Annotated in this window: 19 protein-coding genes; 7 read left to right on the forward strand and 12 right to left on the reverse strand. The window is 55.7% G+C overall.

Annotated features, from left to right (window positions below):
• Nucleotides 1-446 precede the first annotated feature (446 nt).
• Nucleotides 447-4,025, forward strand: a complete 3,579-nt coding sequence (locus SH678x_RS04645) for a PQQ-dependent sugar dehydrogenase (RefSeq protein WP_496921719.1) — start codon at nucleotides 447-449, stop codon at nucleotides 4,023-4,025.
• A 76-nt stretch (nucleotides 4,026-4,101) separates the two neighbouring features.
• Here SH678x_RS04645 and SH678x_RS04650 read toward each other — a convergent pair whose 3' ends face one another.
• Nucleotides 4,102-4,929: an SDR family NAD(P)-dependent oxidoreductase gene (locus tag SH678x_RS04650; protein ID WP_496921720.1), complete on the reverse strand. Its 828-nt coding sequence runs from the start codon at nucleotides 4,927-4,929 to the stop codon at nucleotides 4,102-4,104.
• Between the two features lie 200 nt (nucleotides 4,930-5,129).
• On the opposite strand from SH678x_RS04650, the gene pyk reads away from it, so the two are divergent.
• The 3 genes from pyk to SH678x_RS04665 all read left to right on the forward strand — a co-directional run bounded on the left by pyk (nucleotide 5,130) and on the right by SH678x_RS04665 (nucleotide 7,792).
• Nucleotides 5,130-6,713, forward strand: coding sequence for a pyruvate kinase (gene pyk / locus SH678x_RS04655; protein ID WP_496921721.1), 1,584 nt, complete (start codon nucleotides 5,130-5,132; stop codon nucleotides 6,711-6,713).
• 311 nt (nucleotides 6,714-7,024) lie between these two features.
• The gene (locus SH678x_RS04660; protein WP_496921722.1) at nucleotides 7,025-7,393 is read left to right on the forward strand and encodes a hypothetical protein; all 369 of its coding nucleotides are present in this window, start codon (nucleotides 7,025-7,027) and stop codon (nucleotides 7,391-7,393) included.
• 24 nt (nucleotides 7,394-7,417) lie between these two features.
• Nucleotides 7,418-7,792 (forward strand): hypothetical protein, encoded by a 375-nt coding sequence (locus tag SH678x_RS04665; protein WP_496921723.1) that lies wholly within the window; start codon nucleotides 7,418-7,420, stop codon nucleotides 7,790-7,792.
• Here SH678x_RS04665 and SH678x_RS04670 read toward each other — a convergent pair whose 3' ends face one another.
• The 11 genes from SH678x_RS04670 to tilS form a co-directional block, all read right to left on the reverse strand.
• On the reverse strand, nucleotides 7,793-8,662 hold the full coding sequence (locus SH678x_RS04670; protein ID WP_496921724.1) for a hypothetical protein: 870 nt from the start codon (nucleotides 8,660-8,662) through the stop codon (nucleotides 7,793-7,795).
• A 33-nt stretch (nucleotides 8,663-8,695) separates the two neighbouring features.
• Nucleotides 8,696-9,562, reverse strand: coding sequence for an NAD(+)/NADH kinase (locus SH678x_RS04675; protein WP_496921725.1), 867 nt, complete (start codon nucleotides 9,560-9,562; stop codon nucleotides 8,696-8,698).
• Between the two features lie 153 nt (nucleotides 9,563-9,715).
• A complete protein-coding gene (locus tag SH678x_RS04680; protein WP_496921726.1) occupies nucleotides 9,716-10,168 on the reverse strand; it encodes a transposase in 453 nt (150 codons plus the stop codon).
• A 202-nt stretch (nucleotides 10,169-10,370) separates the two neighbouring features.
• A complete protein-coding gene (gene dxs / locus SH678x_RS04685) occupies nucleotides 10,371-12,269 on the reverse strand; it encodes a 1-deoxy-D-xylulose-5-phosphate synthase (RefSeq protein ID WP_496921727.1) in 1,899 nt (632 codons plus the stop codon).
• Nucleotides 12,266-13,150 (reverse strand): polyprenyl synthetase family protein, encoded by an 885-nt coding sequence (locus SH678x_RS04690; RefSeq protein ID WP_496921728.1) that lies wholly within the window; start codon nucleotides 13,148-13,150, stop codon nucleotides 12,266-12,268. Before SH678x_RS04690 ends, dxs begins: the two co-directional genes overlap by 4 nt.
• A 9-nt stretch (nucleotides 13,151-13,159) precedes the next feature.
• On the reverse strand, nucleotides 13,160-13,531 hold the full coding sequence (gene xseB, locus SH678x_RS04695; protein ID WP_496921729.1) for an exodeoxyribonuclease VII small subunit: 372 nt from the start codon (nucleotides 13,529-13,531) through the stop codon (nucleotides 13,160-13,162).
• A 46-nt stretch (nucleotides 13,532-13,577) separates the two neighbouring features.
• Nucleotides 13,578-14,813: an exodeoxyribonuclease VII large subunit gene (gene xseA / locus SH678x_RS04700; protein ID WP_496921730.1), complete on the reverse strand. Its 1,236-nt coding sequence runs from the start codon at nucleotides 14,811-14,813 to the stop codon at nucleotides 13,578-13,580.
• Nucleotides 14,814-14,868: 55 nt separating this feature from the next.
• Nucleotides 14,869-15,633 carry a lysophospholipid acyltransferase family protein gene (locus SH678x_RS04705; protein ID WP_496921731.1) on the reverse strand — a complete coding sequence of 255 codons (765 nt, stop codon included), beginning with the start codon at nucleotides 15,631-15,633 and terminating at the stop codon, nucleotides 14,869-14,871.
• Between the two features lie 101 nt (nucleotides 15,634-15,734).
• Nucleotides 15,735-16,061: a hypothetical protein gene (locus SH678x_RS04710; RefSeq protein WP_496921732.1), complete on the reverse strand. Its 327-nt coding sequence runs from the start codon at nucleotides 16,059-16,061 to the stop codon at nucleotides 15,735-15,737.
• 77 nt (nucleotides 16,062-16,138) lie between these two features.
• Nucleotides 16,139-19,405 carry a hypothetical protein gene (locus SH678x_RS04715; RefSeq protein ID WP_496921733.1) on the reverse strand — a complete coding sequence of 1,089 codons (3,267 nt, stop codon included), beginning with the start codon at nucleotides 19,403-19,405 and terminating at the stop codon, nucleotides 16,139-16,141.
• A gap of 138 nt (nucleotides 19,406-19,543) precedes the next feature.
• Nucleotides 19,544-20,551, reverse strand: coding sequence for a tRNA lysidine(34) synthetase TilS (gene tilS / locus SH678x_RS04720; RefSeq protein ID WP_496921734.1), 1,008 nt, complete (start codon nucleotides 20,549-20,551; stop codon nucleotides 19,544-19,546).
• Nucleotides 20,552-21,478: 927 nt separating this feature from the next.
• Between tilS and rny the strand changes: the two genes are divergently transcribed.
• The 3 genes from rny (at nucleotide 21,479) to SH678x_RS04735 (ending at nucleotide 24,922) form a co-directional block, all read left to right on the forward strand.
• Entirely contained in the window at nucleotides 21,479-23,065 is a 1,587-nt protein-coding gene (rny, locus tag SH678x_RS04725) for a ribonuclease Y (RefSeq protein WP_496921735.1), read from the forward strand.
• Nucleotides 23,066-23,200: 135 nt separating this feature from the next.
• On the forward strand, nucleotides 23,201-23,986 hold the full coding sequence (locus tag SH678x_RS04730; protein ID WP_496921736.1) for a TIGR00282 family metallophosphoesterase: 786 nt from the start codon (nucleotides 23,201-23,203) through the stop codon (nucleotides 23,984-23,986).
• 75 nt (nucleotides 23,987-24,061) lie between these two features.
• Nucleotides 24,062-24,922, forward strand: coding sequence for a transglutaminase-like domain-containing protein (locus tag SH678x_RS04735; protein ID WP_496921737.1), 861 nt, complete (start codon nucleotides 24,062-24,064; stop codon nucleotides 24,920-24,922).
• Nucleotides 24,923-24,924: the final 2 nt, after the last annotated feature.

Consider the following 24,924-nt stretch of genomic DNA (forward strand, 5'->3'; position numbering starts at 1 on the left):
GGCGCATGTCATGGGCCGTGGAGTGATCGCTCGGGATCTCGTTTCACCGTAAGGTCTTTTCGTGCAGCGAAGTTGCCACGATCTGTCCAAACATAGTTGCGAGAATGGGCCTGCCGCGGCTGGTGGTGTACGAAAAGTACGTTGCAGCTAAGTATTTGCCCGTAGGCGGGAGGTGGTTGCACTTTTTAAAACGGGTGTGCGGATTGCAGCGGTTTTCCGCCCGTGGTTCGCGGCGGGCGTTGCGGAGGGCTCACCGAATTCAAAAACGTGCGTATTTCGCGCAAAAAACCGATTCAAACCGGCGCCGTTTCGTTCTATTGGCCAGGAGATTGGCTTAGAATGAAGGCCTCTTAAGGGAGCTTGTCTTTCCGCTTTTCGTGGTGAACCTAAATTCGTTGCCGCGAAGGCGAGACTTGTTGGCGAAACCGCTTTTTAGGAAACGCAGCATGAGTTGGGTGTCTCGATCCACGACCGTATGGCGCCACTGGGTGGCCGTGGGGGTCTTAGCAATCAGTGCTTGCCTCGGGCAACTGCCGAGCGTGCACGGCTATCTGATTATCGAAGAGCAATTCCTGACGGGCGGTAGTCCCGCGAGCGGTCAGTACAACACTTCGCAGGGACTCGCCGGGCAGAATCCGACCGTGGCGGGCTTTACGGGGGCTTGGTATTCGAGCAATGGCAGCTCGATGAACGTGAACGCTGGTTCGCTCGCTTATAGCAACGGCACATATCCGAGTTCGTCGGGGGGAAGCTTGTTCAGTCCCACGAACAATAACCGCGTGCATCGTCTGCTGGACAACGCGACCAATCCGTTTCAATCTTCTTATAACGGAACCGTCTATCTGTCGTACCTTTACCAAAACTCCGCATCGAGCAATACCAACTATATTGCCTTCGAGATGCACAACGGCGGGAATAGCGACGGCAACCGCACGTTTCACTTGGGCGTGGGGCAAACGGATTTTCTGGGTGGTTCGACGTTTGGGTTTCGCATCAATCAGAATTCTTCGTTGGCTTCGCCCTTAGGGGCGCGGAACACGGCGGTGAATCTGTTTGTGATTAAGTTCGATCTTTCGTCGGCCGCGGGTGGCGATGCGATTACCGTTTGGCAGAATCCGAGTTATTCGTCGCCGCTGGTCGATCCCACGGGGGGCGTGACGTTCGCGGGGTTTGATTTCTTTGCCGATCGATTGGGGGTGGGGCGGTTTACTTCGGATTCCAATTTCGATTTTTCGATTGACGAGCTGCGCGTCGGAACGCGGTTTGGCGACGTGGTGCTCGACAACTTTCTGGCCTGCGACATCAACGGCAACGGGGTGTGCAATTCGACCGACATGCGAATCTTGAGCACCAACTTGTTCAAGGCCGGGGAATATGACGACGGCGATCTCAATGGCGACGGCACAGTGGATTTCGCAGATTATCGGTTGTTGAAAGATGATCCAGCGCGGGTCGCAGGTTTTGATCCACCGCCGTCGGGTGGGTTGTTGGTGCCAGAACCAACATGTGTAGTGCTTATTTTGATGGGACTTCCGTTACTGTTGCGAAGACTACCGGCTCGCGCCGGCTATGTCGGAAAAAAGAGTTCTTTGGTTGTGGTGCTGCTTTTAGTGGGAGCCGCGCAGAGCGTTCATGCACAGTCGCATCCGACGGGACCGATCACGACGTTTTCTGGCGCGACGCTGCGGATGAAACGCTACGCCAGTATTCCCACTTCGCCGATTATCTCGATGACGACTCAACCCTTAAACACCGGCAATGAAGATCTATTCGTCACAACGCAGAACGGGAATATTTATTCGCTGCGCGACAACGGCGTGGGGGGCGTGAGTGTTTCGTCGTTTTTCAACTACAACACGGCGGTAAGCCAATTCGTTGCGAATCCGAATAACGGGTTTGTGCTTGATAACAGTAACTCCACGCACGGCGGATTGCGGAATATTTCGTTTCATCCCGAGTTCGCGCTTAATGGCAAGTTTTATACGTCGGCGTTGGTGGATTCGCCAAGCGGCGTCGCGGGGTTGAATTATTTGGGGACGACGCTCGCCAATCCCGCCGCGGAAAGTTTGGTCGCCGAATGGACCTATGACCGGCAAGCGAATCAGGTCAGCGGCTATCGGGAATTGTTTCGCGTGCAGATGCCGGTGTTCGATCATCCGGTCAAGCAGATGAGTTTTAATAATTTCGCCAAGCCGGGGGACGATGATTATGGATTGCTATACATCGCTCACGGCGACGGCAGCCAGTTTTCGACGACCGTGGGTGGCGGTGCGCCGGATAATGCGTTAGGGAAAGTTTTGCGCATCAATCCGCTGCAGGATGGCCCGAGCCGATATACGACGCCGGGGAATGTGCTGGCGGGGCAACCGGGTTATCTGCCGGAGATTTATACGCTGGGGCATCGCAATCCACATCACTTGTCGTTCGCACGCGATGAAACCGGCGGCACACATGTTATCGTGGCCGAGCCGGGGCGGGATAATATCGAAGAAGTGAACGTGCTTCAGAACGGCGGGAACTATGGCTGGTCGAGCCGTGAAGGGACTTGGGTTCAGCTTCCCGGTTCCGGCGGTTATGGCGTCGGCGTGGGGATTCAGCCACTTCCGGCGAATGAGTGGCAGCTGAACGACTTTATCTATCCCGCGGCCCAGTACGATCACGACACGTCGTTCGGCACCGGCTTCGCCGGAGTTTCCATCGCGGGTGGGTTCACGATTCAAAACAATTCCGATCCTCAGCTTCAGGATCAATACATTTTCCTCGACCACGCCAACGCCAATGGCCGTGTGTATCAGTCGGCACTCGATGAATTGCTCGGCGCGCACACGCAGCTGGCCGACGGCGAATTGCCGGCGGCTTTATCGCAGGCAGAGATCCAGCGATTGCATTTGACATTGGACGTGGATGGTGACGGCGACGTTGATCGCACGGCGGACGACATGAACACGCTGCTACAAGTTTCGCGGAACGACAGCCGGTTTGGGCGCGGATCCAACGGCGAGATGTTTATTTCCAGCAAGTCGACTGGACAAGTGTATTTGGTCACCAACAGCGTGCCCGACGTGGATCGGCTGACGTTGACGATCGATCGAGGCACGGGCGACATGACGATTTCCAATTCGTCGGGCGAAAACATCGCGATCAATTATTTGTCTGTGACTTCGCCGTCGGGTTCGATTGCCCCCTTGGAGCTTCAAGCGTTGGGTGCGGGCTGGAATCTGGGGGGTGGCAATACATCGCAATACGCCATTCAGAAGAATGCCTCGGGCTCGCTCAATTTCACAGGCGTGACGAACGCCGATTTGGGGGATGCCTACGACGCACAGCTGTTTGCCTTTGATACGCCCGCGGGGGAGGACGTCGCGTTTGTGTTTGAAACCGCTGACGGTGTCGAGGTGCTGGGCGACGTGGTGTACACGGGCGAGTCATCAGTTCGCGACACGATTGTGATGACGGTCAACTTAGCGACTGGCGAAGCGTTGGTTCGCAATGAAACGCCGTTCTCGCAAGAGGTGGAAGCTTACACGATCACATCGCCATTGGGGTCACTCAATTTTGTGGGTTGGAATTCGTTTGAGATGCAGGGGATCGACGATGGTGATTGGTTTGCCACTCCGCCGGAAGAAGAGATGAACCGCCTCACGGAAGTACAGGACCTCGGCACGACGACTTTTGATGAGAATACGAGCTATACCCTGGGCGAAATTTATGCGCTGGGTGGGCAGCGTGATCTGACGTTTGAATTTCTGCTTGCCGGGGAAAGCGAATTGCGCGAAGGTTTGGTCGTGTATCTGTTGCCGGGTGATTTCGACGGTGATTTGGATGTCGACGGCCGAGACTTTCTCGCCTGGCAGCGGGGTGGGTCGCCTAATCCGTTCAGTGCCGAGGATCTCTCCTCTTGGGAAGAGAACTATGGCATAGACGTTTTGCTACCGCTCGCTGTCTTGAATGTGCCAGAACCGGCGAGTTTGGTTTTGGTAGGAATGCTGGTCGGTTTTGTCACACAACGTCGTCGGAATTTTTAGGAACGCTAATTACCACTAATCAACGCTAATAAATTATTATTAGTGGAGGTTAGCGAAGATAAGTGTTCAGCGATTCTTACTTGCTTGTCATTTTCTTAAGCAGCCAATCGCCAAGCTTTGGTGACAACGCAGCGAGTGCCATCAAGAGGCGGGCTTTGCCAGGAACGATCAACTCGGGATCGCGCCGTTCGCACGCGGTGAGAATTTGTTCGGCGAGGCGATCGGGGTCGAGGCTGCTGATCTTGGCTCCGCCGCCTGGCTGAGAGGCTTCTGCGGGAAGGTTCTCGGGAGTTTGGTAACGCGGCGCGCCTTCCTGGCGTGTGATTGGGCCGGGGCAAACCAGGAGCACGTGCAGCCCCTGCGGTCCTAGTTCTAAACGCAACTGCTGCGAATAAGCGCTCACGGCGTATTTGGTGGCGGGGTAGCTGCCGTAGTAGCGAGTCGCGATTTTGCCGGCGAGCGAGCTGATGTTGACGAGATGCCCTTGGCGTTCGATCAATGTGGGTGCGAACGCACGGGTCATCCGCACCATGGTCAGAAAGTTGACATCCCAGAGGCGCTCGAAATCCTCGGGGCTTGTTTCCAGGATTGCCGAGCGGGTGGATTGGCCCACGCAGTTGCACAAGAAGTCGAGCCCGCCGAATTGGGTGCGAACAGTTTCGGCAATACGATCAACGTCATCTTGCACGGTGACATCGCCCGGCAGGGCGAACGCTTTGCCAACGGTAGCTTGCAGGAGATCGACAGCTTCGTTGAGCGGGCCCGCGCTTCTTGCATTCATCAAGACAGTCGCACCATGACTGACAAGCGCGCGTGAAATGGCAAGCCCCAAGCCGCCCGAGGCCCCCGTCACCAAGCCAATTTTATTTTCCCAATGATTCATATCGCTTGCGGCTGCGGCCACAATAAGTTCCGTCTGTACTATTTGTAATGCTAATGATGTCTGCAAAGTTTCGCTTGTCTAGCGGCAAAATGCGTCATGCGCTAGGACTTTCATAAAGAAACCTAGGCTTGGGGAGGTGTTCGCCACGAGATTGTCGCCAACGTGGTCACCGCGTGCGAGATGAAAACATATTCCCTTGGCGGCGACTTAGGGCCACAATAATGGCGACGATAACCAACCACGTGCCCACCGGCACGTCCCCCTCCCACCTGACGAATCTCACCGGCGGCCTAGACCAGATAGAGCATCTTATGGACGAGTACGATTTGCCGCTTGAACGAATTCAAACCGCCCGTACGAAGATCGTGGCGACGGTTGGGCCCTCGTGCCGCGAGCCGATTCAGTTGGCAGCTTTGGCGAAGTTGGGGGCGAAGGTCTTTCGATTGAATATGGCCCATGGTGGTCCCGAGGTGCAGCAGGAGCACGTTAACCGTATTCGCCAGGTGAGCGAAGACATCAACGAGCCGCTGGCGATCCTGGTCGACCTGGCGGGGCCGAAGTTCCGGTTGCGCGAACTCCCCAACGACCATATTTTCTGCCACCGAGACGAGACTTTCTTTTTCGTCAAAAGCGAGCCGACCGATCCCCATGAACTGGTCACCAGTTACGAACCGCTCATTGATGAACTGACGGTAGGCGATCAAGTGATGCTCGCCGACGGCACGGTCAGCATGGTCGTCGAAGAATTGATGCCGGATCGTGCGCGGTTGCGGGTTTTGCAACAGGGGATCATTCGCAGTCGGCAAGGTATCAATTTGCCGGGTGTTAGATTGAGTGCCCCCGCGATCAGCGTCGAGGATCATCAGCATGCAATTTGGGCTGCCAAGGCGGGGGCCGATTTTGTGAGCCTCAGTTTTGTGCGTTCGCCGGACGAGGTGCGTACGCTCAAGGATATTCTGCGTTCGAGCAGTTCGCAGGCACGCGTGATTGCCAAAATCGAAAAACGCGAAGCGCTTGAACGATTGGAAGAAATCGTCATGGAATCGGACGGCATCATGGTCGCGCGAGGCGACTTGGGTGTTGAGATCGACGTTGCCGAAATGCCGATCGCTCAGAAACGGATCATTCGCATGTGTCAGGAGTATCACAAGCCGGTGATCATCGCTACACAGATGCTCGATAGCATGCACGAATCGCAGCGGCCGACGCGGGCCGAAGTGACCGACGTGGCGAACGCGATTCTGGATGGAGCCGACGCTTGTATGCTTTCAGGGGAAACGGCGATTGGCAAGCACCCTCACAAAGTCGTCGAGATGATGAATCGCATCGCGCTGGCGACCGAGGCGAGCATGTTCGATCAACCACTGCGTGCTCCGAGCAAGAAAAAAGTTGATGGCCTGCATGAAGTGACCAGTGCAGTGGTGCGTGGCGCGGGAACGATGGCTCATACGCTCAAAGCCAAACTGGTGGTCGTGGCGAGCCATTCGGGTCGCACGGCGTTAGCGTTGTCGCAACTACGGAATTTTGTGCCGACCGTCGGTGTGAGCGGCAAAGAATCGACGCTTCGCCAAATGTGTCTTTATTGGGGCGTGACACCGCTGCGGAATGCACCGGCGGAGAACGTCGAACAGCTGATCAAGCAAATCGAAGACTGGACCTGCCGCGTGGGTTTGACAGTGAACGGCGACCGGATTGTCGTAGTGGGTGGGTCGCATTTGACCGCCCAGGCAGGCAAGATGGGCAGCGCCGCGCATGATGTGGTAATGGTCCACGAAGTGTCCTGCACACCACCGCCTGCCGCATGAAGCAGTTGTGGGTGGTCGGTTCTTGCTCGCAGCTTGTAGCAGAAATGCTCTTCTCCTCGGAAAGTAAGCGCGCTTACGAATAATCCGTCTTGTGTAGTTGGCGTGCATTTCCAAGTTACAAGGTCGTGTTTTCATAACACGTAACATCCTTCTGCGCAAAATCTAGAGTCAGGGCCTGAGCGAAAGCGGTTGCCAGAATTTGTAATGTAGGACCCCGCTGACAGGCTGAGAACTTCTTACTAAGCTATAATTCCTCCGTAAGAATCCCTCCTCTCCCTTGCATCGCACAAGCTCTCCTCCAGGTTATCGCGATGAGCGTTACCACGACAATTGGCCCGTCTGGCAAGTATCTCGTCTGCCGCGTGGATGAGCCGGTCACCGCTGAGGTGGTTTTTGAGATGATTCGTCAGCTGGATGAATTGGCCGATCAGACTGGGATCCGTCACCGTCTCATCGATCCGCGGGGTATGCCCAATATGATGTCCGTCGCAGCCAACTATGATTTGGCCTACAAAGACATGGAAGAAATGAATATCGACCGCTCGACGAAGATTGCCTCGATGCGGCTACCGACCGATACTTCGGAAGATTTTGCCTCGACCGCGATCAAGAACGCGGGCTTCAATCTCCAGACGTTTACTGATGAAGCCGAGGCGATTGCCTGGCTGGAAGAAGATTAATCCGACCTTGATATGAGTGGGCTCATGCCAATCGAGCTTTCGTTAGTCGACTCTGGAAAGTATCAGTATGTGCGAGTGAGTGGACTGATTACTCCCGAAATTTCTCACCAAATCGCTTTGAGTACCGAAGCATTTGCCGATGAAACTGGCGTGAAATCGGTTTTATTCGATTTGAGAGATTCAAGGAATGTTTCGTCGGTGGCGGAAAACTATGACTTGGCTTACAAGGAACTCGAAGAGTTGGGTATTAAGCGATCCACCAAGGCAGCACTTTTGTTGAGTCCCGACGATTGTTCTCACGATTTTGTAGTGATCGCGCTGCGTAACGCAGGTTACAACGCGCGAAAATTTATCGACGTAGTGAAAGCTGAAGAATGGTTGGAGGCGGATGCCGCTTGATTACGGCTTCTTTGCCAAGCGATCTTGGGGCTTGAGCAATCGTTCTTCGAGCCGTGAAACAAAGTGCATTAGGCTCGAATCTCCTGAGAAGCCGAGCACGCGGCGGTCGACATCCATCTGTTGCGAAGCGATACGGCCCTTGGCGATATCGAAGCGCACGGTGCCCTTAGCCATCCGTTCGGCGAGTTGTGATTCGACAAAGGCGCTCACGGGTGTCAGCACTTGATACTCCACGTTAATCGTGGCGATCCCGTTCTGCACGGTATCGAGCTTGCAGACTCGACGGGTACGAACTTGTTGCTTGGCACCGCTTTTGGTGTCGACGGACACGTCGAAACTTTCGCTCCATTCTTCACCCACCGCGACGGGATTCTCGGGCAGTCGCAGTGTGATCGGCATGTCGTCGGTGACTTCCGGCTGCGGATGCTTGACCTCGCGATTGACGATTTCGCCGCTGGGCTTGATGCGAATCACCGACAGCGGCACGCCCACGGCGCGGGCGGCTTGCTCGAATCCTGGTGGTGGTGTTTTGTCGCGTTCGCTGTCGAATTCGGTCACCGCCCGGTTGGGGACACGGTTGCTCATCTTCACGACCTCGACGAGGTGGACAAATTCCATTTCTCCGTTAGGCAAAACGTCGGTCACTTTCCAAGCTTTGATTGATTCGCTCGTGGTTTCGGCTTGCTGGCTGGTCCCCTCGATCGTGCTTTCGATGTCGGCCGAGTGCTTCACGCTGTAGCGTAAGACTTCTCCCATACGAAATTTGTAGGTGAGCTCGACTTTTTGTTCGGACGATTCCTCGGCAGCGCGCACCGTCTGCGAAATCAACAGAATCAAGCAACCAGCGAGTAGGGTCTTGAAGTGGGGCATCCTTGCACCTATGCGAAAAGTGGTGATAAATGTTTATTCGTCGAGCTTCAATCGACCACCCCAGCCAAGCTTCTCACGAAGCGTACGGTAGTAACCATAGCCGGCGATTTCGATCAGTTGGAACTGGGCATCGCTGCGCGTGATGCGAATTCGATCCGTGCTTTCGGGGTGGCACAAAATCTTGCCGTCGACCACCAATGCTGTTCCTTCCAGCGGGGCGGGGACACGCAATTCGTACACGCGCTCGGCGGAGTCGACCACGGGGCGGTTGGTGAGCGTGTGGGCGTTGATCGGCGAGATCACAAATGCCTGCAAGTCTTTGCGGAGGATGGGGCCTCCTGCCGACAAGTTGTGAGCCGTCGAACCCACGGGGCTGCTCACGATCAAACCGTCGCAACTATAAGTGGTTACCAATTCAGCGTCAACGTAAAGCTGGATCTCGAGAATCGCGAAAGGTGGGCCTGCTAGCACCGAAACTTCGTTGAGCCCCAACGCGCGTTCGAGGATTTTGCCATTCCGCTCGACTTCGCATTCAAACATGAGATGCGAAATCACGCGATATTCGCCCGCCGCCACGCGTGGTAGCACTTCGGGAAGTTGCTCGGGCTGCAAGTCGGCCAGGAACCCCAGCCGGCCAAGATTCACGCCGAGGATGGGAAGCTGCTCGTAACCCAACAGCAGGGCAGCTCGCAACATCGAGCCATCGCCCCCCAGGACTATGGCGAAGTCGATATTGTCGGTTTCGACGTCGTTGGCCGTGAAGTCGTCGATGAGGTCGACGACTTCAACGTGTTTTTCGACCAAAGGGCGGAGCTCAAGCGCGCGTTCACGAATCGAAGGGCGATTCGCATCGGCGAGCATGAGCACACGAGGGCGGACAGTTGGTTGAGCAGCGGCCATAGGCTTAGCATACCAGCCGGCGTGAAAAGCGGGGAGAGCAGGGGGGCGGAGAGGCGATGGAATTTGCCCTGTAAGGGCTCGATATGGTAGCCCAGGGCGCAGCCCTGGGTATTCAAGCAGAAAAGTCAAGTTCGCCCTGTAAGGGCAAGATAATTAATCCCAAACGTATCGCTCATCGAATTCGATTTTGTAAAGGGTCAACAATTTTCGGTACTCATCTTGAAACGATTCCTTAGAGTGATGAATTCTTTGATTGATGATGTATCGGCACAAATCCTCAAGCTGTGATTGTCGGACGGAGAAAGCACCGTACCCGTTTTGCCAGGCGAAGTTCTGGTACTTTGTGCCTTTTGTTTTGATCCACTTCGAGGTGCTTTGCTTGAGTTCTTGAACTAGGTCTGCAACGGTAATCGTGCGAGACAGGGAGCATGCAATACTAATGTGGTCGTCGGTGCCACCGACTTGATGGCTAAAGCATTTGTGTTCTCGACAGATTGTTGCAACGTAAGGAAACAATTCGTTTTCGATTACTGCGTCTATCCATGCATGTCTATGCTTTGTGCTAAAGACGATGTGTAAAAGACCATTGGATAGTGATTGTGGCATGTGGCGTAGCCATACGGCCGAGTATCTAGCCCCTTCAGGGCTACCTTGATGGTGCTTGGTTTTCCCGGGGCTGCGCCCTGGGCTATTGAAACATGCCCTTTCAGGGCATGGAACTAGACACTTGATGCCAGAGTGTGTGATAAAATCAAATCAGGAAGACTATACCACGTAATCGTCTTGACTTTTGTCCTCTGTAAATGATTTAAGTGTGCAGGACCTTATTCGCCGCCAATTCCCGGCAGGTCGCGACGATACTTTCCACGTCGAGGCCCAGGTCGGCCAAGAGTTCGTCGCGTTCGCCGTGTTCGACGTAGATGTCGGGAATGCCCAAGCGGCGCACGCGGCTGGCGTCGAGGTGTGCGTCGGCGGCGGCTTCCAAGACGGCACTGCCAAATCCACCGGCGAGCGTTGCTTCTTCGAGCGTGACGACAAAGCCGCATTCGCGGATCGCTTTGAGGATCAATTCCGTGTCGAGTGGCTTGAGAAAGCGGGCATTGATTACGCCCACATCAAGGCCATCAGCGCGCAATTGATCGGCTGCTTTGATGGCCCTGGCAAGAAGCGGGCCGTAAGCGATCAAACATCCATCGGCACCCCAGCGGAGAGTTTCGCTTTTGCCGAGTTCGATGGCGGTGGCTTCGCGGACAATTTCCGTGGCCGTCGCTTTGGGATAGCGAATCGCGCATGGCCCGTCGAACTGCACGGCGAAGTCGAGCATCTTGGGAAGTTCGGTCGCATCGCCCGGGCTCATCACGACCATATTCGGAAAGACCCGCAAATAGCCCAAATCGAACACGCCGTGGTGCGTGGGGCCGTCGGGGCCCGCCAAGCCGCCACGATCCATCATGAACGTCACGGGGAGATTCTGCAGGGCGACTTCTTGGAAGATGTGGTCGTAAGCCCGTTGGAGGAAAGTGCTATAGATATCGACAATCGGCCGCAGACCAACTTTGGCTTGTCCGGCTGCGAAGGCGACGGTGTGGGACTCACAGATTCCCGTGTCGAAAAATCGTTCGGGAAACGCATCGCGGACTTTTTCGAGCTTGTTGCCTTGGCACATAGCTGCGGTGAGGACCGTCGCGCGAGGGTTGTTACGAAGTTGATCTTCAATCGCTTCGGCCGCAACGTGAGTGTAAGAGCGCGAAGAACTTTTCTTGAGCGTGACTTGGCGTTCGCTGCGCTCCTCGAATTGTGGGGGTGCATGGTACAGCACGGGATCTTCGGCGGCGGGTTGAAAACCGTGGCCTTTTTCGGTTACGACGTGCAGCAGCACGGGGCCATCGATGCGGCTGACCATTTTGAGATACTTGCGTAGCAGACCGATGTTGTGGCCGTCAATCGGACCGACGTAGCGGAAGCCCAAATCCTCGAACATCATGCCGCCGCTCAAACCTGCCTTGGCGGCTTCTTTGAGTTGCACGAGGAACCGCTCGGTGGGATCACCCAGCAGCGGCACATGGCTTAAGATCTTGGCGACTTCATCCTTGAAGCCGGTGTACATCGGATTCATCCGCAGGCGGTCGAGATAATCGGCCACGCCGCCGACGCGGGGGCAAATCGACATGCGGTTGTCGTTGAGCACCACGAGCAGTTTGTCGCTCTGCCGACGGGCATTGTTCATGGCCTCGAAGACCACGCCCGAGGGAAACGCGCCGTCGCCGATGACCGCCACGGAATGCCGTTTTTCATCCTTACGCAGAAGATCATCACCGCTGGCTAGTCCTAGCGCCGTCGATACGCTGGAACCCGCGTGGCCGGTCATGAATAAATCGAAATCGCTCTCCGCGGGGTTGGGGTAACCCATCAGGCCCCCCTTGGTGCGGATCGATTGAAACTCGGGATAGCGGCCAGTGAGCAACTTGTGAGGATAAATCTGATGCCCCGTGTCCCAGATGAGTCGATCACGGCGGAAATCAAACGTTGTGTGCAGTGCGATGCACAATTCGACAACGCCCAAATTGGAAGCGAAATGCGCGCTGCGACAGGCAATCAAGTTGCAGAGCACTTCACGGATTTCGCTCGCCAAATGCTCGAGCTGCGGCAGCGACAGCTTTTGCATGTCGGCCGGTTCGGAAATCGTCGGAAGAATGGTTTGCGTCACGTATTTCGATGCCTCACAAATATCGCTAGCTCACGCAGAGCCGTCGCTTTATCGCCAAAAATTTCGAGTGCGGTGCAAGCTTGTTCAATCAGTTTCTCGGCCAGCTCGCGACTCGCCGCTTCGCCCAGGATCGCCGGATAGGTGTTCTTGCCTTTGGCCGAATCCTTGCCCAACCGTTTCCCCATGTGTCCCTCGTTGCCCGATACGTCGAGCAGATCGTCGACCACCTGGAAGGCTAGTCCCAGATTGTCGGCATAATCTTCGAGCGCCGCGAGTTGTTGATCGGTTGCATCGGCAATGATGGCCCCCAGCCGCAAGGAGACGCGGAACAGGGCTCCTGTTTTGCGGCGGTGGATCGCTTCCAGCTCGGCGAGTGTGCATTCTTGGAATTCGCTGGCGAGATCGGCAGATTGCCCACCGACCAATGCTTCTGATCCAACCGCACGGGCGAGCTCAGCGCAACAGCGGGCGGCAATTTCGGGGGGCTGAACTTGGGCGACCATTTCAAATGCCCGGGCTTGTAAAGCATCGCCGACCAAAATAGCCGTTGCTTCGTCGAATTGCTTGTGACAGGTGGGGCGGCCACGGCGGAGGTCGTCGTTGTCCATGGCGGGCAGGTCGTCATGAACCAGCGAATAGGCATGAATCATTTCGACGGCGAGCGCCGCGGGGATCGCTTGCTGAACAGTGCCGCCACATAGCTCGCAAGCCATCAGCACCAATTGAGGCCGTAAGCGTTTGCCCGGCGCGAGCAGGCTATATTCAATGGCATCGCGGAGACGGTCAGGACAATCCGACGAAAGCTGAACGCTATTCGCAAGAGCCGACTCGATCAGATCGCGAAACGACGATACGCCGGCTGGTGGGGTGGTGATACTCATCACTCTATTCTAAAAGAGCGAGGATTCATCGTCCACTTCACCCGCGGCGGGACGTTTACTAGAGCCCTTTTCGGCCGTACTGCGACGGCGGCTGCGGGCCTCGCCTTTGGCGGCCAGAGAGGTGTCATCGTCGTCATCCAGCGAGACGGTCTTGGCGTTTCCCGCGGCGTCGAGCCCGCTGACGAGTTCGATTTTGCGTTCCGCGTGGCGGAGCAGTTGATAACATTGCTTGAGATGCTGCACACCTTGCTCGTACTGTTCGAGCGAATCCTCGAGGCCCAGTTTGCCCCCTTCGAGCTTGACGACGATGGTTTCCAACTCTTTGAGCGCATCCTCAAAGCACAGTTCTGCATCGTCGTCATTCTGTTTTTTCTTGGCCACGTTGAAATCCTTCTCACATTTTTATCGCGAAGCCGCAAGCGGTGGGTTACTGGGGTTCTATCTCTTTAACTGTACTCACGACCGAACCTTCGGCCAGCCGCGTGCGAATCAGCTGCCCCGATTTGAGGTGCTTGGTCGTCGTTAATAATTTGCCACTGTCGGCATGTTGCGTCAGACTGTAGCCCCGTCCCAGAACCGCCAGGGGACTCAAGGAATCGAGCTTGCCGCTGACGGCGACTAACTTTTGTTGTTGCTCGCGAAGATTGACGCGGATGGTGTTGTGCAAGCGTGAACCCAGTTCATCCACCACGCGGCTTTGATAGTGGATGGCATCCATCGGACGTGCCAGGGCAGGGCGGTTGGCCAGCGCGTCGAGCCGTTGACGATAGTTGGCGACTTGCAGAAACAATGACCGCCGCATGCGATCGCTGTAAAGTTGCACGAGCGCGGAGACATCCGACGATGAAGGGACAACCCGCTCGGCAGCTTCGGTGGGGGTGAGCGCTCGCACGTCGGCCACTAAGTCGGCGAGCGTGACGTCGATTTCATGTCCCACGGCGGAAACCGTAGGCACGCGCGAAGCAGCAATCGCACGGACGACGGGCTCTTCGTTGAAGCACCACAGGTCTTCGAGACTTCCACCGCCGCGACCCACGACCAATACATCGAGCGTCGGTCGCATCTTATTGGCCAACTGAATGCCTGCGGCGATTTCTTGGGCCGCGCCGGTTCCTTGCACACGCGCGGGGAAGATATAAACTTCGACGCCACTCCAACGCCTTTTGATCACTTGCAGAAAATCATGAATCGCCGCGCCGGTCGGACTTGTGACGAATCCAATGCGCCGCGGAAACGTGGGGAGTGGCCGTTTGCGGTCGGCATCGAACAAGCCTTCAGCGGCGAATTTTTCGCGGAGTTTGCGCAAGGCCAGCTCAAGAGCGCCGATGCCGCGGGGTTCGATTTCCGACACGACCATTTGATAACTGCCGCGGGGCGGATAGACGTCGAGCGCGCCTCGGCAGACGACTTCCAGCCCATCGTGCAGATCGAATTTGAGTTTGCTCGCGGCGGTACGCCAAATGACGGCGCGAAGTTGGGCCGCATCGTCTTTGAGCGTGAAATAGCAGTGCCCCGACTGAGGCCGCGAGAAGTTCGAGATTTCACCCGCGATCCAAACGGACGAAAACTGCGTTTCGATCGCACCCTTGAGCTGTGCGGTGAATTGCGAAACGCTCAGCACGCGTTCGGTGATCGAAGCATCGTTGGCAAGGGTCTTGGGCATCGCCGCATTCTAGCGGCTCAAAGGTATGTGCGCAAGCCGTTAGAGAATGAGACCTTCACGCGCTGCGGCGGGTTTCTTCTGCGATGGCAATTTGGGGTTTGGAAATTTGTGCCGTGGTCTGACGAATGCGGGCCTTGCGTTTTTCGGCGCGGTCACCCTCACGCGTGCCCCCTTGCTCGGCCCAAAGTTCTGCCTCAAGCGTGAGATCGTTCATCACTTTTTCGACTCGCAAACGTTCGGCTTCCATGCCGTCGCGGGAAAGGTTGCTGGGCACATGAATCTTGGGGCCGATCACGCAGCGCACTCGCGAGAAGGGCAACGGCATCGCGAATTGATCCCAGCTCTTGGCCCGTTTGGGATAAGACATGCCAAAACCCATCGGCACGATCGGCATGCCTGTCTTGGTGGCGAGGAAGATGGCCCCTTGGGCCATTTGCCGGCGCGGTCCGCGTGGCCCGTCGGGTGTAATTGTGATGTGAGAATTCTTGCCGCGGCTTTGCATTTTCAACAAGGCGGCGGTGGCCCCTTTGTTGCTCGAACCACGAATACAGCCAAACCCCATGTGATGGGCCACGCGCGACAGAATTTCGGCATCGCGATGTTTGCTCAAGAGCATGACCAAATCGCAATGTCCACGCAGGTAAAGCGGGACCAAAATATACTCGTGCCAAAACAAGTAGATGCGTGGCTCGTCGGTCCCCAACCTTGGGTCGTTCGTGGGATCGTAGAAAAAAGCACGGTAATCGTGAGTGCTCATCCACGCACGGATCGCTTGTGCGGAGAGCAGGCCGAAGAGACCTGTTGAGAATTTATTGGCCATTTTGAATGCATCCTTGCTGTGAGCTGAGAGCGAATAGTCAAGAGTCGAGAGCCAGAGGTCTTCAGGCTCTTGTCTCTTAGCTCTCGACTCTCGACTTCTTTTTATCCTGTTAAATCGAGTGAGTTGCCACTTGCGCCTGTCGTGTCCTTGGCTTGGCGCGTCACCTGGTGTTCGTCGTTATTCGGTAGTTCGTTCTTCGGATCGTGCTGCTGCCAAACCATCCGACCATCGGCATCGCGTTCCGAGGCTTCTTGATCTTCGTCGGTGGTGCCAATTCCTTCGGCCATCTCGGCGCTCTGTGCGGTGGCGATACGCCGTTCGCGTATCACACCGTCGCGCTGGGTGCGTTCGGTTTCAGAACCCGCGGTTTGTGCGAGTGGCGCACCCGCGGCGCCCGCGAATATTCCGCCCATTGGTACCACGTTCATAGGATTGGCTCCTACATCGGTTTAAATCGTTACCTGCTCCTTACAATCATAGCTTGCAAAATCATGGTGGATGTGTGTTATCTCCCTACAACCGGCGTTGCCGGTGAAGTCCGTTCCGCCTGCCGCACGTTGGGGACGGTTGTTCCCGAGTCGAGTTCCGTTTGAATCTGTTGGATCAGATTGTTGATGCCCGGCAGGGGTTGGGTATGAATCTGGGGATTGCTGATCGTGCCCCCCACGTACATCTGCATGAACTGTTCGCCCGTGCGGTCGATGAAATTCTTGACCATCGGGAGCTTTGCGTTATTCTGTCCTAGGACGCCATGGAAGGCGAGATTCAATTGCTGATCGAAGTTGGTCGTGCCCGTACCATACAGACTGACGGCATCGCCGATGAAATCGAGCTGGCTTAGATTGACGTGCCGGCCATCGATTTGGAACTTCATGTCACAGCGGTTGAACGCCGTGGTATCGGACGTGCCGTTGCGCAACAATTTCAAGAGCCCGACCAGCACCGGCAATTCATAGATATTGGCGTCGGTGACTTTCACTTCGCCGTTGCCTTTGAGCGAATGCTGCGAGCGACCTTCGCCGTAGATGCTCAAGCTCGCACCGAGCTTGCCCGTGAAGGCTTGCTGGCTGTGAAAGCGCTCGACCATCAACCGCGCGAGATTCACGTCGCTCACCGTGGCATCGGTGCGGTACTTGGGAAGTTCCTCGAAGCTGACCCACGTATCGCCTGTTAGAGTGCCATCGTAGACACGGGCCGTCATGTGACGAAAAGGAAGGCCCTGTTTTTCACAGGCCCATTGGCCGAGCAAACATCTCGACGCATCGACCCACAGGGGGCCGCGTACCTCAGTGAATTGAGTGTCCTGAAAGGTGATAGTGTCGATATCCAGTTCGCCAAAGGTTTCGCAACGTGCGCCGTCGTTAAAGCCGATCAAACGGACCGAGCCGTGAATGTTGTGCAGATCGATCCCCGCTTGGATATCAGTCTGATGGCAATCGAGCTGGATGTCCCATTCCGATGTCACGGTCTGCATCGGGTCGGCGGGCTTGGAAAATTTGAGATTGCCGTGGTTGATGGCAAAGTTGTTGCCCGTCGGGCGGAGTTGGTCGACAATTCGCTGTAAACTTTGGGGGAGCGCTTCCAGCAAATCGCGCCGAGCGGCCAAGCGATCGGCAGTCAGGTTTTCAAATTGAACATACCAACTGCCATCGGGACGGAACTCGCCGCCGCCGTTGGCGTGGATTGTCGTGCGGCTGTGCGTGGCGCTGAGATTCGTCATCGTCACTTGGCCATCTTGATAGGTGAACGAGCCATCGACGATGTTCATTTGATAGGGGAAGAAGCGCGGTTCGACGCTGGTGGAATCGGGCCGCGGCGTCATCGCCACGCGAATCGATGGTTTGGGTAATCCCGTGGAATGAAAAATTTCGGCGACGAGATCGACGCGCCCGCGCGGTCGAATTTCGGTCCAAGCCTTCTGAACAGAAGCAGGAAGTGCGTGTTGAAGATCATCATCGAGCGGAATTTCTTTGCACACAAATTGCATTGACAGTTCGTTGCCGTTGTCGGTTGGGAGTAGTGAGCCCTCACAAGCAATATTTCGCGAACCGCCTGAAACCAAATCGCGGAATTGCCACCGATTGTCTTCCGAAAGAATAACTCCTCGGATGCCGCTCAAGGGATAAGGAAACTTTTCGTAATTGACGCGGCAGTTGACCAATTCCAATCGCATCGATGATAAGGGCTTCAACTGGCCAGGGAGCGTGCGGTCAATTCGCCAGCGGACGTTGAACCGACCTTCGGGGTGGAGCGAGCTCATGACCTGCCGAACTTTCTCGGGAAGGGCCGCGACCATGCGGTCTTCGATTTCAACATTGCTGCCGGTGATCTCTACCCAAAAGAACGCGCCCGGTTGAGGGTCAAAGACTTGCCCCGAGAATCGCAGAGGTTGTCCGCCGCCGTAACCGACGAGATCGATCGTGACGACCGCCGGTTCGTTTGCGGTCTTGGGAACGTAGCCTAGCGTGCCCGAACCGTTATTCACTCGATAAGGAAACTTGTCGGACTCGAATTCCAAATTGCGGCCGGTGAGCATGGCTTGTGGTCGCCACTCGTGCCCGTCGAACGTGACTTGGAGATCAGCATCGACCACGCCCGTTGGCTTGTACTTCATCCATTGTTCTTGGAGGGCAGGGGGCAGCGATTCGTAGACTTTCTGGTCGAGCGAAAAGTTCTCCGCCCGGGCAGACATGCTCATCGGGGCGTTCGCTTGCCAGCCACGGCGTTCCAGTTGCAACGCCAACCCGCTCGATCCGCAGTTGCAGCGCAGGCCTTCAATGAAAGTGGATTCGCCTTGGAGGCGAATTTCACAGGAGAGGTCTGTGAGAGCGCGTGGGAGCCGTGGATGTTTGAACCGTCCGTCCTCGAGGGCGAATTTCGCTTCCACTTGGGGGCGAGTCGTTGAATTGAGTTGATAGCTCGCCGAGAATTCGCCGTTGAGCGTGCCTTGGAGTTCAACTTGCGCGAGTTGCGGACCGCCGAAGGCTTGGGCCCAGGAAAACAACTCTTTGGTAAGTTTCAGTTTGGTGAACTTGCCGGTCCCAATTATTGATTGTTCGGCTAAGTTGCAAGTCGCGTTGAATTCGGCCTCTTCAAAGTGCGGCCCGCCGAGAGTGCCATGCACTTCGCAAATCGCAATGGCTGGGCGCGCTTGCATGGCTCCATCAGTTGGAGCATTGTGAGCTTTGGCTTGGATGGTCAGATTCACATCGTGCAGCGCAATCGGCACGGCTTGAGGATTCTTACGGTCGATCAGCGTGATGCGGGCATCTTCGATGAGGATTTGTGGCGGTGAATTGCCACATTGCGGTGGTGGCCAGAGCGAACCAAGATTGAAGCTGCCATCGGATTCGCGCGAAATCCAGACTTGAGGATGACGCACGATCACACGGCGAATCGCCGGTCGGCCTTTCATCAGTTGCGTGAGTTGCACGTCGCAATCGAGCATCATCTCGTCGACGACCAGCAGATTGCTTTGCAAGCGATTGGCGGATGTTTCGGATATCACCAGATCGTGAATCGCGATGCCGCGGTCTTCCACAAGCCGTGCCGCTCCGACGCTCACATTCAAATGTGGAAACTGCTTGGCCAGCGTTTGTTGAACTTGGCGGCAGATCTCATGATCCATGCGCGAGTAAAAATGAAACCCGACCGCCACCACGATCATCACCATGATGGCGATGCCGAGCTTAAAGAAGTACCAACAGGTGTTGATCAACCGGCAGAGGATGAGACGGGCCCTTGAATAACTGTCAGACGTGCGTGAGCGCACTCGGGCGAAAGCCTTCGTAGCTTTCCGTAGTTGCGCAGTTTGGGAGCGGAATAGTAGTTGGCCGTCAGAAAGGGGGTCAAGGCAATTTTGAGGCGGTGATAGCAGTGCTGGCCGCAGTGCATGCACGAGTTAGCTAGCCTATACGACCCGTCGGACAACAAGCAGGTCATCTCGAATTTCACCGCGCACATTGCCCGGCAGGTTGACGACTTGGCTCTTCGTGGAGGAAGTTGCTAGTTCTGCTAGCTGAGTCCACCAGACGTGGGTCATATCCTGCTCGGCCAAGCCGGCTTCGTGCCAAGCGAGTCGCAGGGCCTCAGCGATCAAGATCGCGGGCTGATCCGCAATTTCAGTGGTGCGGATAACAAACTCGCCGGGGAGAATTCGTTCGGCGCCAGAACTCAGAAGATGCCCAGCTTGTTTGGTGACGAATTCATGGAGCTCGCGGGCCTGATCGGCCAAGCGGAGAAATGTGTCATCCACTTGCGCGGCATATTCGCTCCGCAAAAGAGGGAGGAGCTCTTGGCGGATGCGATTTCGGGCGAACCTAAGGCTTGAATTGCTGCTGTCGGTGCGGAAATCTTGGTTGATCCCAGTGAGATAATCGATGATCTCAACACGAGTGCAATCGAGCAGCGGTCGCGCAAGTGAGAGCGCAGGGCTGAGCGGTCGACAACGTCTCATACCTGATAAGCCTCGCAGGCCGGCGCCGCGTAATAAACGGAACAAAACCGTTTCCACTTGATCATCGGCCGTGTGGGCCGTGAAAAGATAACGGGCGCCGCGTGCTTCCGCCGTCTCAGTGAGTAATGTGTATCGTACATCACGTGCAGCGGCTTCCAGGCCATCGCCCTCCGCTTCTGCTCGTGCGGCCACATTGCCATTAAGAACTTCCAGAGGAATTGCGAGCGATTCGCACAGACGCTGGCACCAGGCGGCATCACCATCGGATTCGCTACCGCGCAAGTGATGATTAACATGCAGCGCGAAGAGTTCGCCTTTGCCACCCGCGGCGTGCGTGAGCTCAATGGCAGCGCGGAGGAGTGCCACGCTGTCGGCACCGCCAGAAAGGGCGACAGCAACATGTACATCCTGCCAAGTTGAGGGGGGCAGACATTCGTCGAACTTTTTCAGGAGAGTTGCCACGGAAAACGGTTTCACTGAATTTATGAGGCGAGCAGCTTGCGTGGGTGTGGTCGGCAAACTCGTCGCCAGCTTACGCAAATTCTAAAGTCGGATCTGGTTGACTTGGTGTAAAGGGTTGGCTGGGTTGCAGTTAATTAAGATTTTGTTATCATATCGCTCCGACCATCGGGGGGCTGACATTTCGGACAAATTGCCTGGAATCTCACCACCGATGGCCCAATCGCACATGACTATAATATGCGTTTTGGACCGAGTGAGTTAGCAATGACCACCCGCCGAAGCATCGTGTGATTTGTGTCGTTTTTGAAGAGTGCTGTGAAGTACTCGATTGAAACTGGTTTTTTTGTTGTTCATTTGACATGCTCGAGTTCTGCCAGATTCTGCTGATCTGCCTGACCTTGGCCGGAGTAGGTTTGGGTGCCGTGTTGCTAACACGTGCATCGCTGACCCAGCTTGCCGGAGTGGGGAAGATCGCGCTCGAGGGTTGCGTGCGTTTGAACGCTTCTTGGCTCGACGAACTCGCCACGGCGTGGTCGTTAGTGTCCTGGAATTCGGTTCGACGTCCGCCCCCTTATGGAGAGGTTCTCTCTGGATCTGGAATAATACGAGCTGTCGGCGTTTCTTGGGGACCGGTTGTTGCAACCTCCCCGCCACTCGCTCCACGACGACTATAAAATTCGGCTATATCGAGACTTTGGTTTTGGCTGCATTCCTTTGCTGCCGCTCTTCGTGAACTTGTCATCACACGCGAAGTGTTTGTCGCGAGATTTCGCGGCGGACGCTCTTCTTCGGCTCAGCCTCATTGGCTCAGTGAATCATGGGGCTCAGTGAAACACAGCGACTCTGTGGAACATAGGGTTTCTGTGAAGCATAGGGCACTCTCTTGGTCTGGCGCAGGATTTCAATTTGAGGCAATTGAGGTTCGCCATGACAATCGTTTCTACATACTTTCCGCTGGCAGCGTTGCCCGACGGCATGCAATTGTTGGCATTGGCCGTCGCGGCCTTGATGGGCATGGGGCTCGTTAAGCTGCTCGACTATTTGCGCAAACGCGATGCCGACAAGGAAGCCGCTCAAATCATTGAGCGGGCAGAAATCGAAGCCAAGACTTTACGCAAAGAAGCGGCCATCGAAGCCAAGGAGATGGCGCTTAAAGAAAAAGATCGCCTGGAGCGCGAGAACACCGAGATGCGCAATTCTCTGCACGAGCGCGAACGCCATCTCGACAAGCAAGAAGACGCGCTCAATCAGCGTTCCGACCAAATGCTTAAGCAAGAAAAAATGGTCGAGAACAATCAGCGACGCTTGTCGGAGAAGATTGATGACGCTACCCGGCGGCAAAAAGAACTCGACGATTTGCTCACTCTCGAACGCCAAACCATGCATCAACTGAGCGGTTTGAGTCCGCAAGAAGCAGAAGAACGACTGCTCAAGCGGCTGGAACAAGAGCTTGTTCGTGAGCAGGGGGCTTTGATTATCAAGCATGAACGCCAAATGGCGGAGACCGTGGATAAAAAAGCCAAAGAGATGCTCATTACGTCAGTGCAGCGTTTTGCCGCGGCACACACGGCCGAGGCGACCACCAGCACGGTTGATATTCCCAACGACGAAATGAAAGGACGGATTATCGGCCGTGAAGGCCGTAACATTCGTTCGCTGGAGAAGGCCACAGGGGTGGACGTTATTATCGACGACACTCCGGGGGTGGTGATCGTGAGTGCGTTTGATCCCGTGCGGCGTGAGATCGCACGGATTTCGCTCAACAAACTGATCGCCGACGGGCGGATTCATCCAACGCGGATCGAAGAACTCGTGGCCGAAACCGAAAAAGAAATCGACGCCGAGATTCGCAAACATGGCGAAGAGGCGATGCAGGAAGCGCAGATTTTTGGTTTGCACCAGCGTGTTGTCGAATTGCTGGGCCGTTTGCGCTATCGCACGAGCTATAGCCAAAACGTGTTGCGGCATTCGATCGAAGTCGCGTTTATTGCCGGTATGCTCGCCGAAGAAATGGGCATGGATGGCGAGTTGGCTCGCCGAGCCGGTTTGCTCCACGACATCGGCAAAGCCGCCGATCACGACACCGAGGGTGGGCATCCCAAAATTGGTGCTGATTTGCTTAAACGGTACGGCGAGAATGCTGAAGTCGTTCATGCCGCGCTGGGGCATCACGACGATATTCGCCCCGACATGCCGTACACCGTGCTAGTCGCGGCGGCCGATGCGTGCAGTGCTTCGCGTCCCGGTGCTCGTCGCGAAACGCTCGACCGCTACATCAAGCGGATGCAAGAACTCGAATCAATCGCCACGAGCTTCCAGGGTGTGCGTCAGGCCTTTGCCATTCAAGCTGGCCGCGAAGTGCGGGTCATCGCGAGTGCCACGGATACGACGGACGAATCCTCGGCCAAGATTTGCCGCGATATTGCCAAGGCGTTTGAAGAGCAGTTGACCTACCCGGGCGAAATCAAAGTGACGTTGATACGTGAAACTCGCGTGACCGAGATCGCACATTGATTTAAACACAAAGGTACGAAGATCACCAAGGAAACCTTATTACAATGTTTTCTTGGAAGTGCCCGTCAATTTCAGTTATCTTTTACGAAATCTTGCCAGTTGGTGGCTTTGCGGTGAAATTTTGGGAACTCCTCCGTGCGACTCCTTTTCATCGGCGATATTGTGGGTAGCCCGGGCCGTGAGATTGTCACGCGTTCGGTGCCGACGCTAATTGTCGAACAACAACTCGATCTGGTGATTGCCAACGCGGAGAATGCCGCGGGAGGGTCGGGGCTGACGCCGCAAATCTATAAGCAGCTCACCAAGGCAGGGGTCGACGTGATCACGCTCGGCGATCACGTTTTCCGCCGCAAGGAAATCTTTGCGATACTTGATAGCGCCGACGATGTCGTTCGTCCGGCGAATCTCCCCGCTGAAGCGCATGGCCGTGAGTGGACGGTTGCCACGGCTCGTGATGGGACCCAGGTCGGCGTGTGCTGCTTTCTGGGGCAGCTTTTTATGAAGCCCATCGACAATCCCTGGCGGGCGGCGGACCGCGTGCTGGCTGCGATGCCAACGGAAGTGAAAGTCCGTTTTGTCGATTTTCACGTGGAAGCCACGAGTGAAGCCCAACTGATGGGGCGGTATCTCGATGGCCGCGTTTCAGCCGTGTTGGGAACCCACACGCATGTGGCAACCGCCGATGAATGCGTACTGCCCGGTGGTACGGCGTTTCAATGTGATGTGGGGATGACCGGACCCCACGACGGCATTCTCGGCCGGCGCACGGACCGGGTAATGGAAACTCTGCTGACGGCGAATCCCACGCAATTTGAAGTTTCAAACGGTGACGTGCGACTTAATGGCACGATAGTCGACATCGATCCTGGCACGGGGCTTGCTACTAAAATCGAGCGACTCTGCGTGCGGGATGCAGGCTAATTCCTGGTCACTGAACTGGCACCACGACCATATTGAACTTTTCCCGCTGAGACGACCGGACTATGTGAGATTGTTATGCGATTCAAAGTGAATTCCCAGCTTGAGTACGAGATCAGTCATCCTTCGACGTTGATCTTGAATATGCACGCGCAGCGAAGTCCTTCGCAGGCAATTCTTGAAGAGAAATTCACGATCGAGCCGCGCACGAAAGTGGAAGAGTTCACTACCGACGATCACTGCAACCGCTTCGTGCGGCTGGAAACGGGTCGGAAAAAGAAGTTGTCGATTACTTACGAAGCCACCGTCGATTGCGAGTATCAAGTCATCCCGCTGAGCAAAATCGATCAAACGCCGGTTGCGGAGATGGACCGCAAGGCGGTGCAGTTTTTGTTTCCGAGTCGGTACTGCCAATCCGATCGCTTGGGGCGGCTGGCTTGGGATCTGTTTGGCAAGATCGAGAATCCTTACGAAAAAGTGGTTGCGATCACCGATTGGATCCATGACAACGTCGATTATGAATTGGGAAGTACAACCTCGGTGACGTCGGCGTTCGACACCGTGACGCAGCGCGCAGGTGTCTGCCGCGATTTTGCCCATTTGGGAATCGCGCTCTGCCGGGCTCTGAACATTCCCGCGCGGTATTTCTCTGGCTATGCTTTTGAACTCGATCCGCCGGATTTTCATGCATGCTTCGAGGCGTACATCAGCGGGCACTGGTTTATCTTTGATGCCACGCGGTTAGCGCATTTGAACGGTTTGGTGCGCATCGGAAACGGTCGAGATGCCGCTGATGCCGCGGTTGCTAGCATCTTTGGTTTTGTTAAGTGCACCAGTATGGAAGTCAATTGCCTGTATGTCGGCGAAGGAAAATACATTCCCATCGACCGCAAACAAATTGGTCGCAAAGGTGTATCCTTAGAGCGGATCCAAGTTTGATT

Source organism: Bythopirellula superficialaquae, assembly GCF_059632245.1.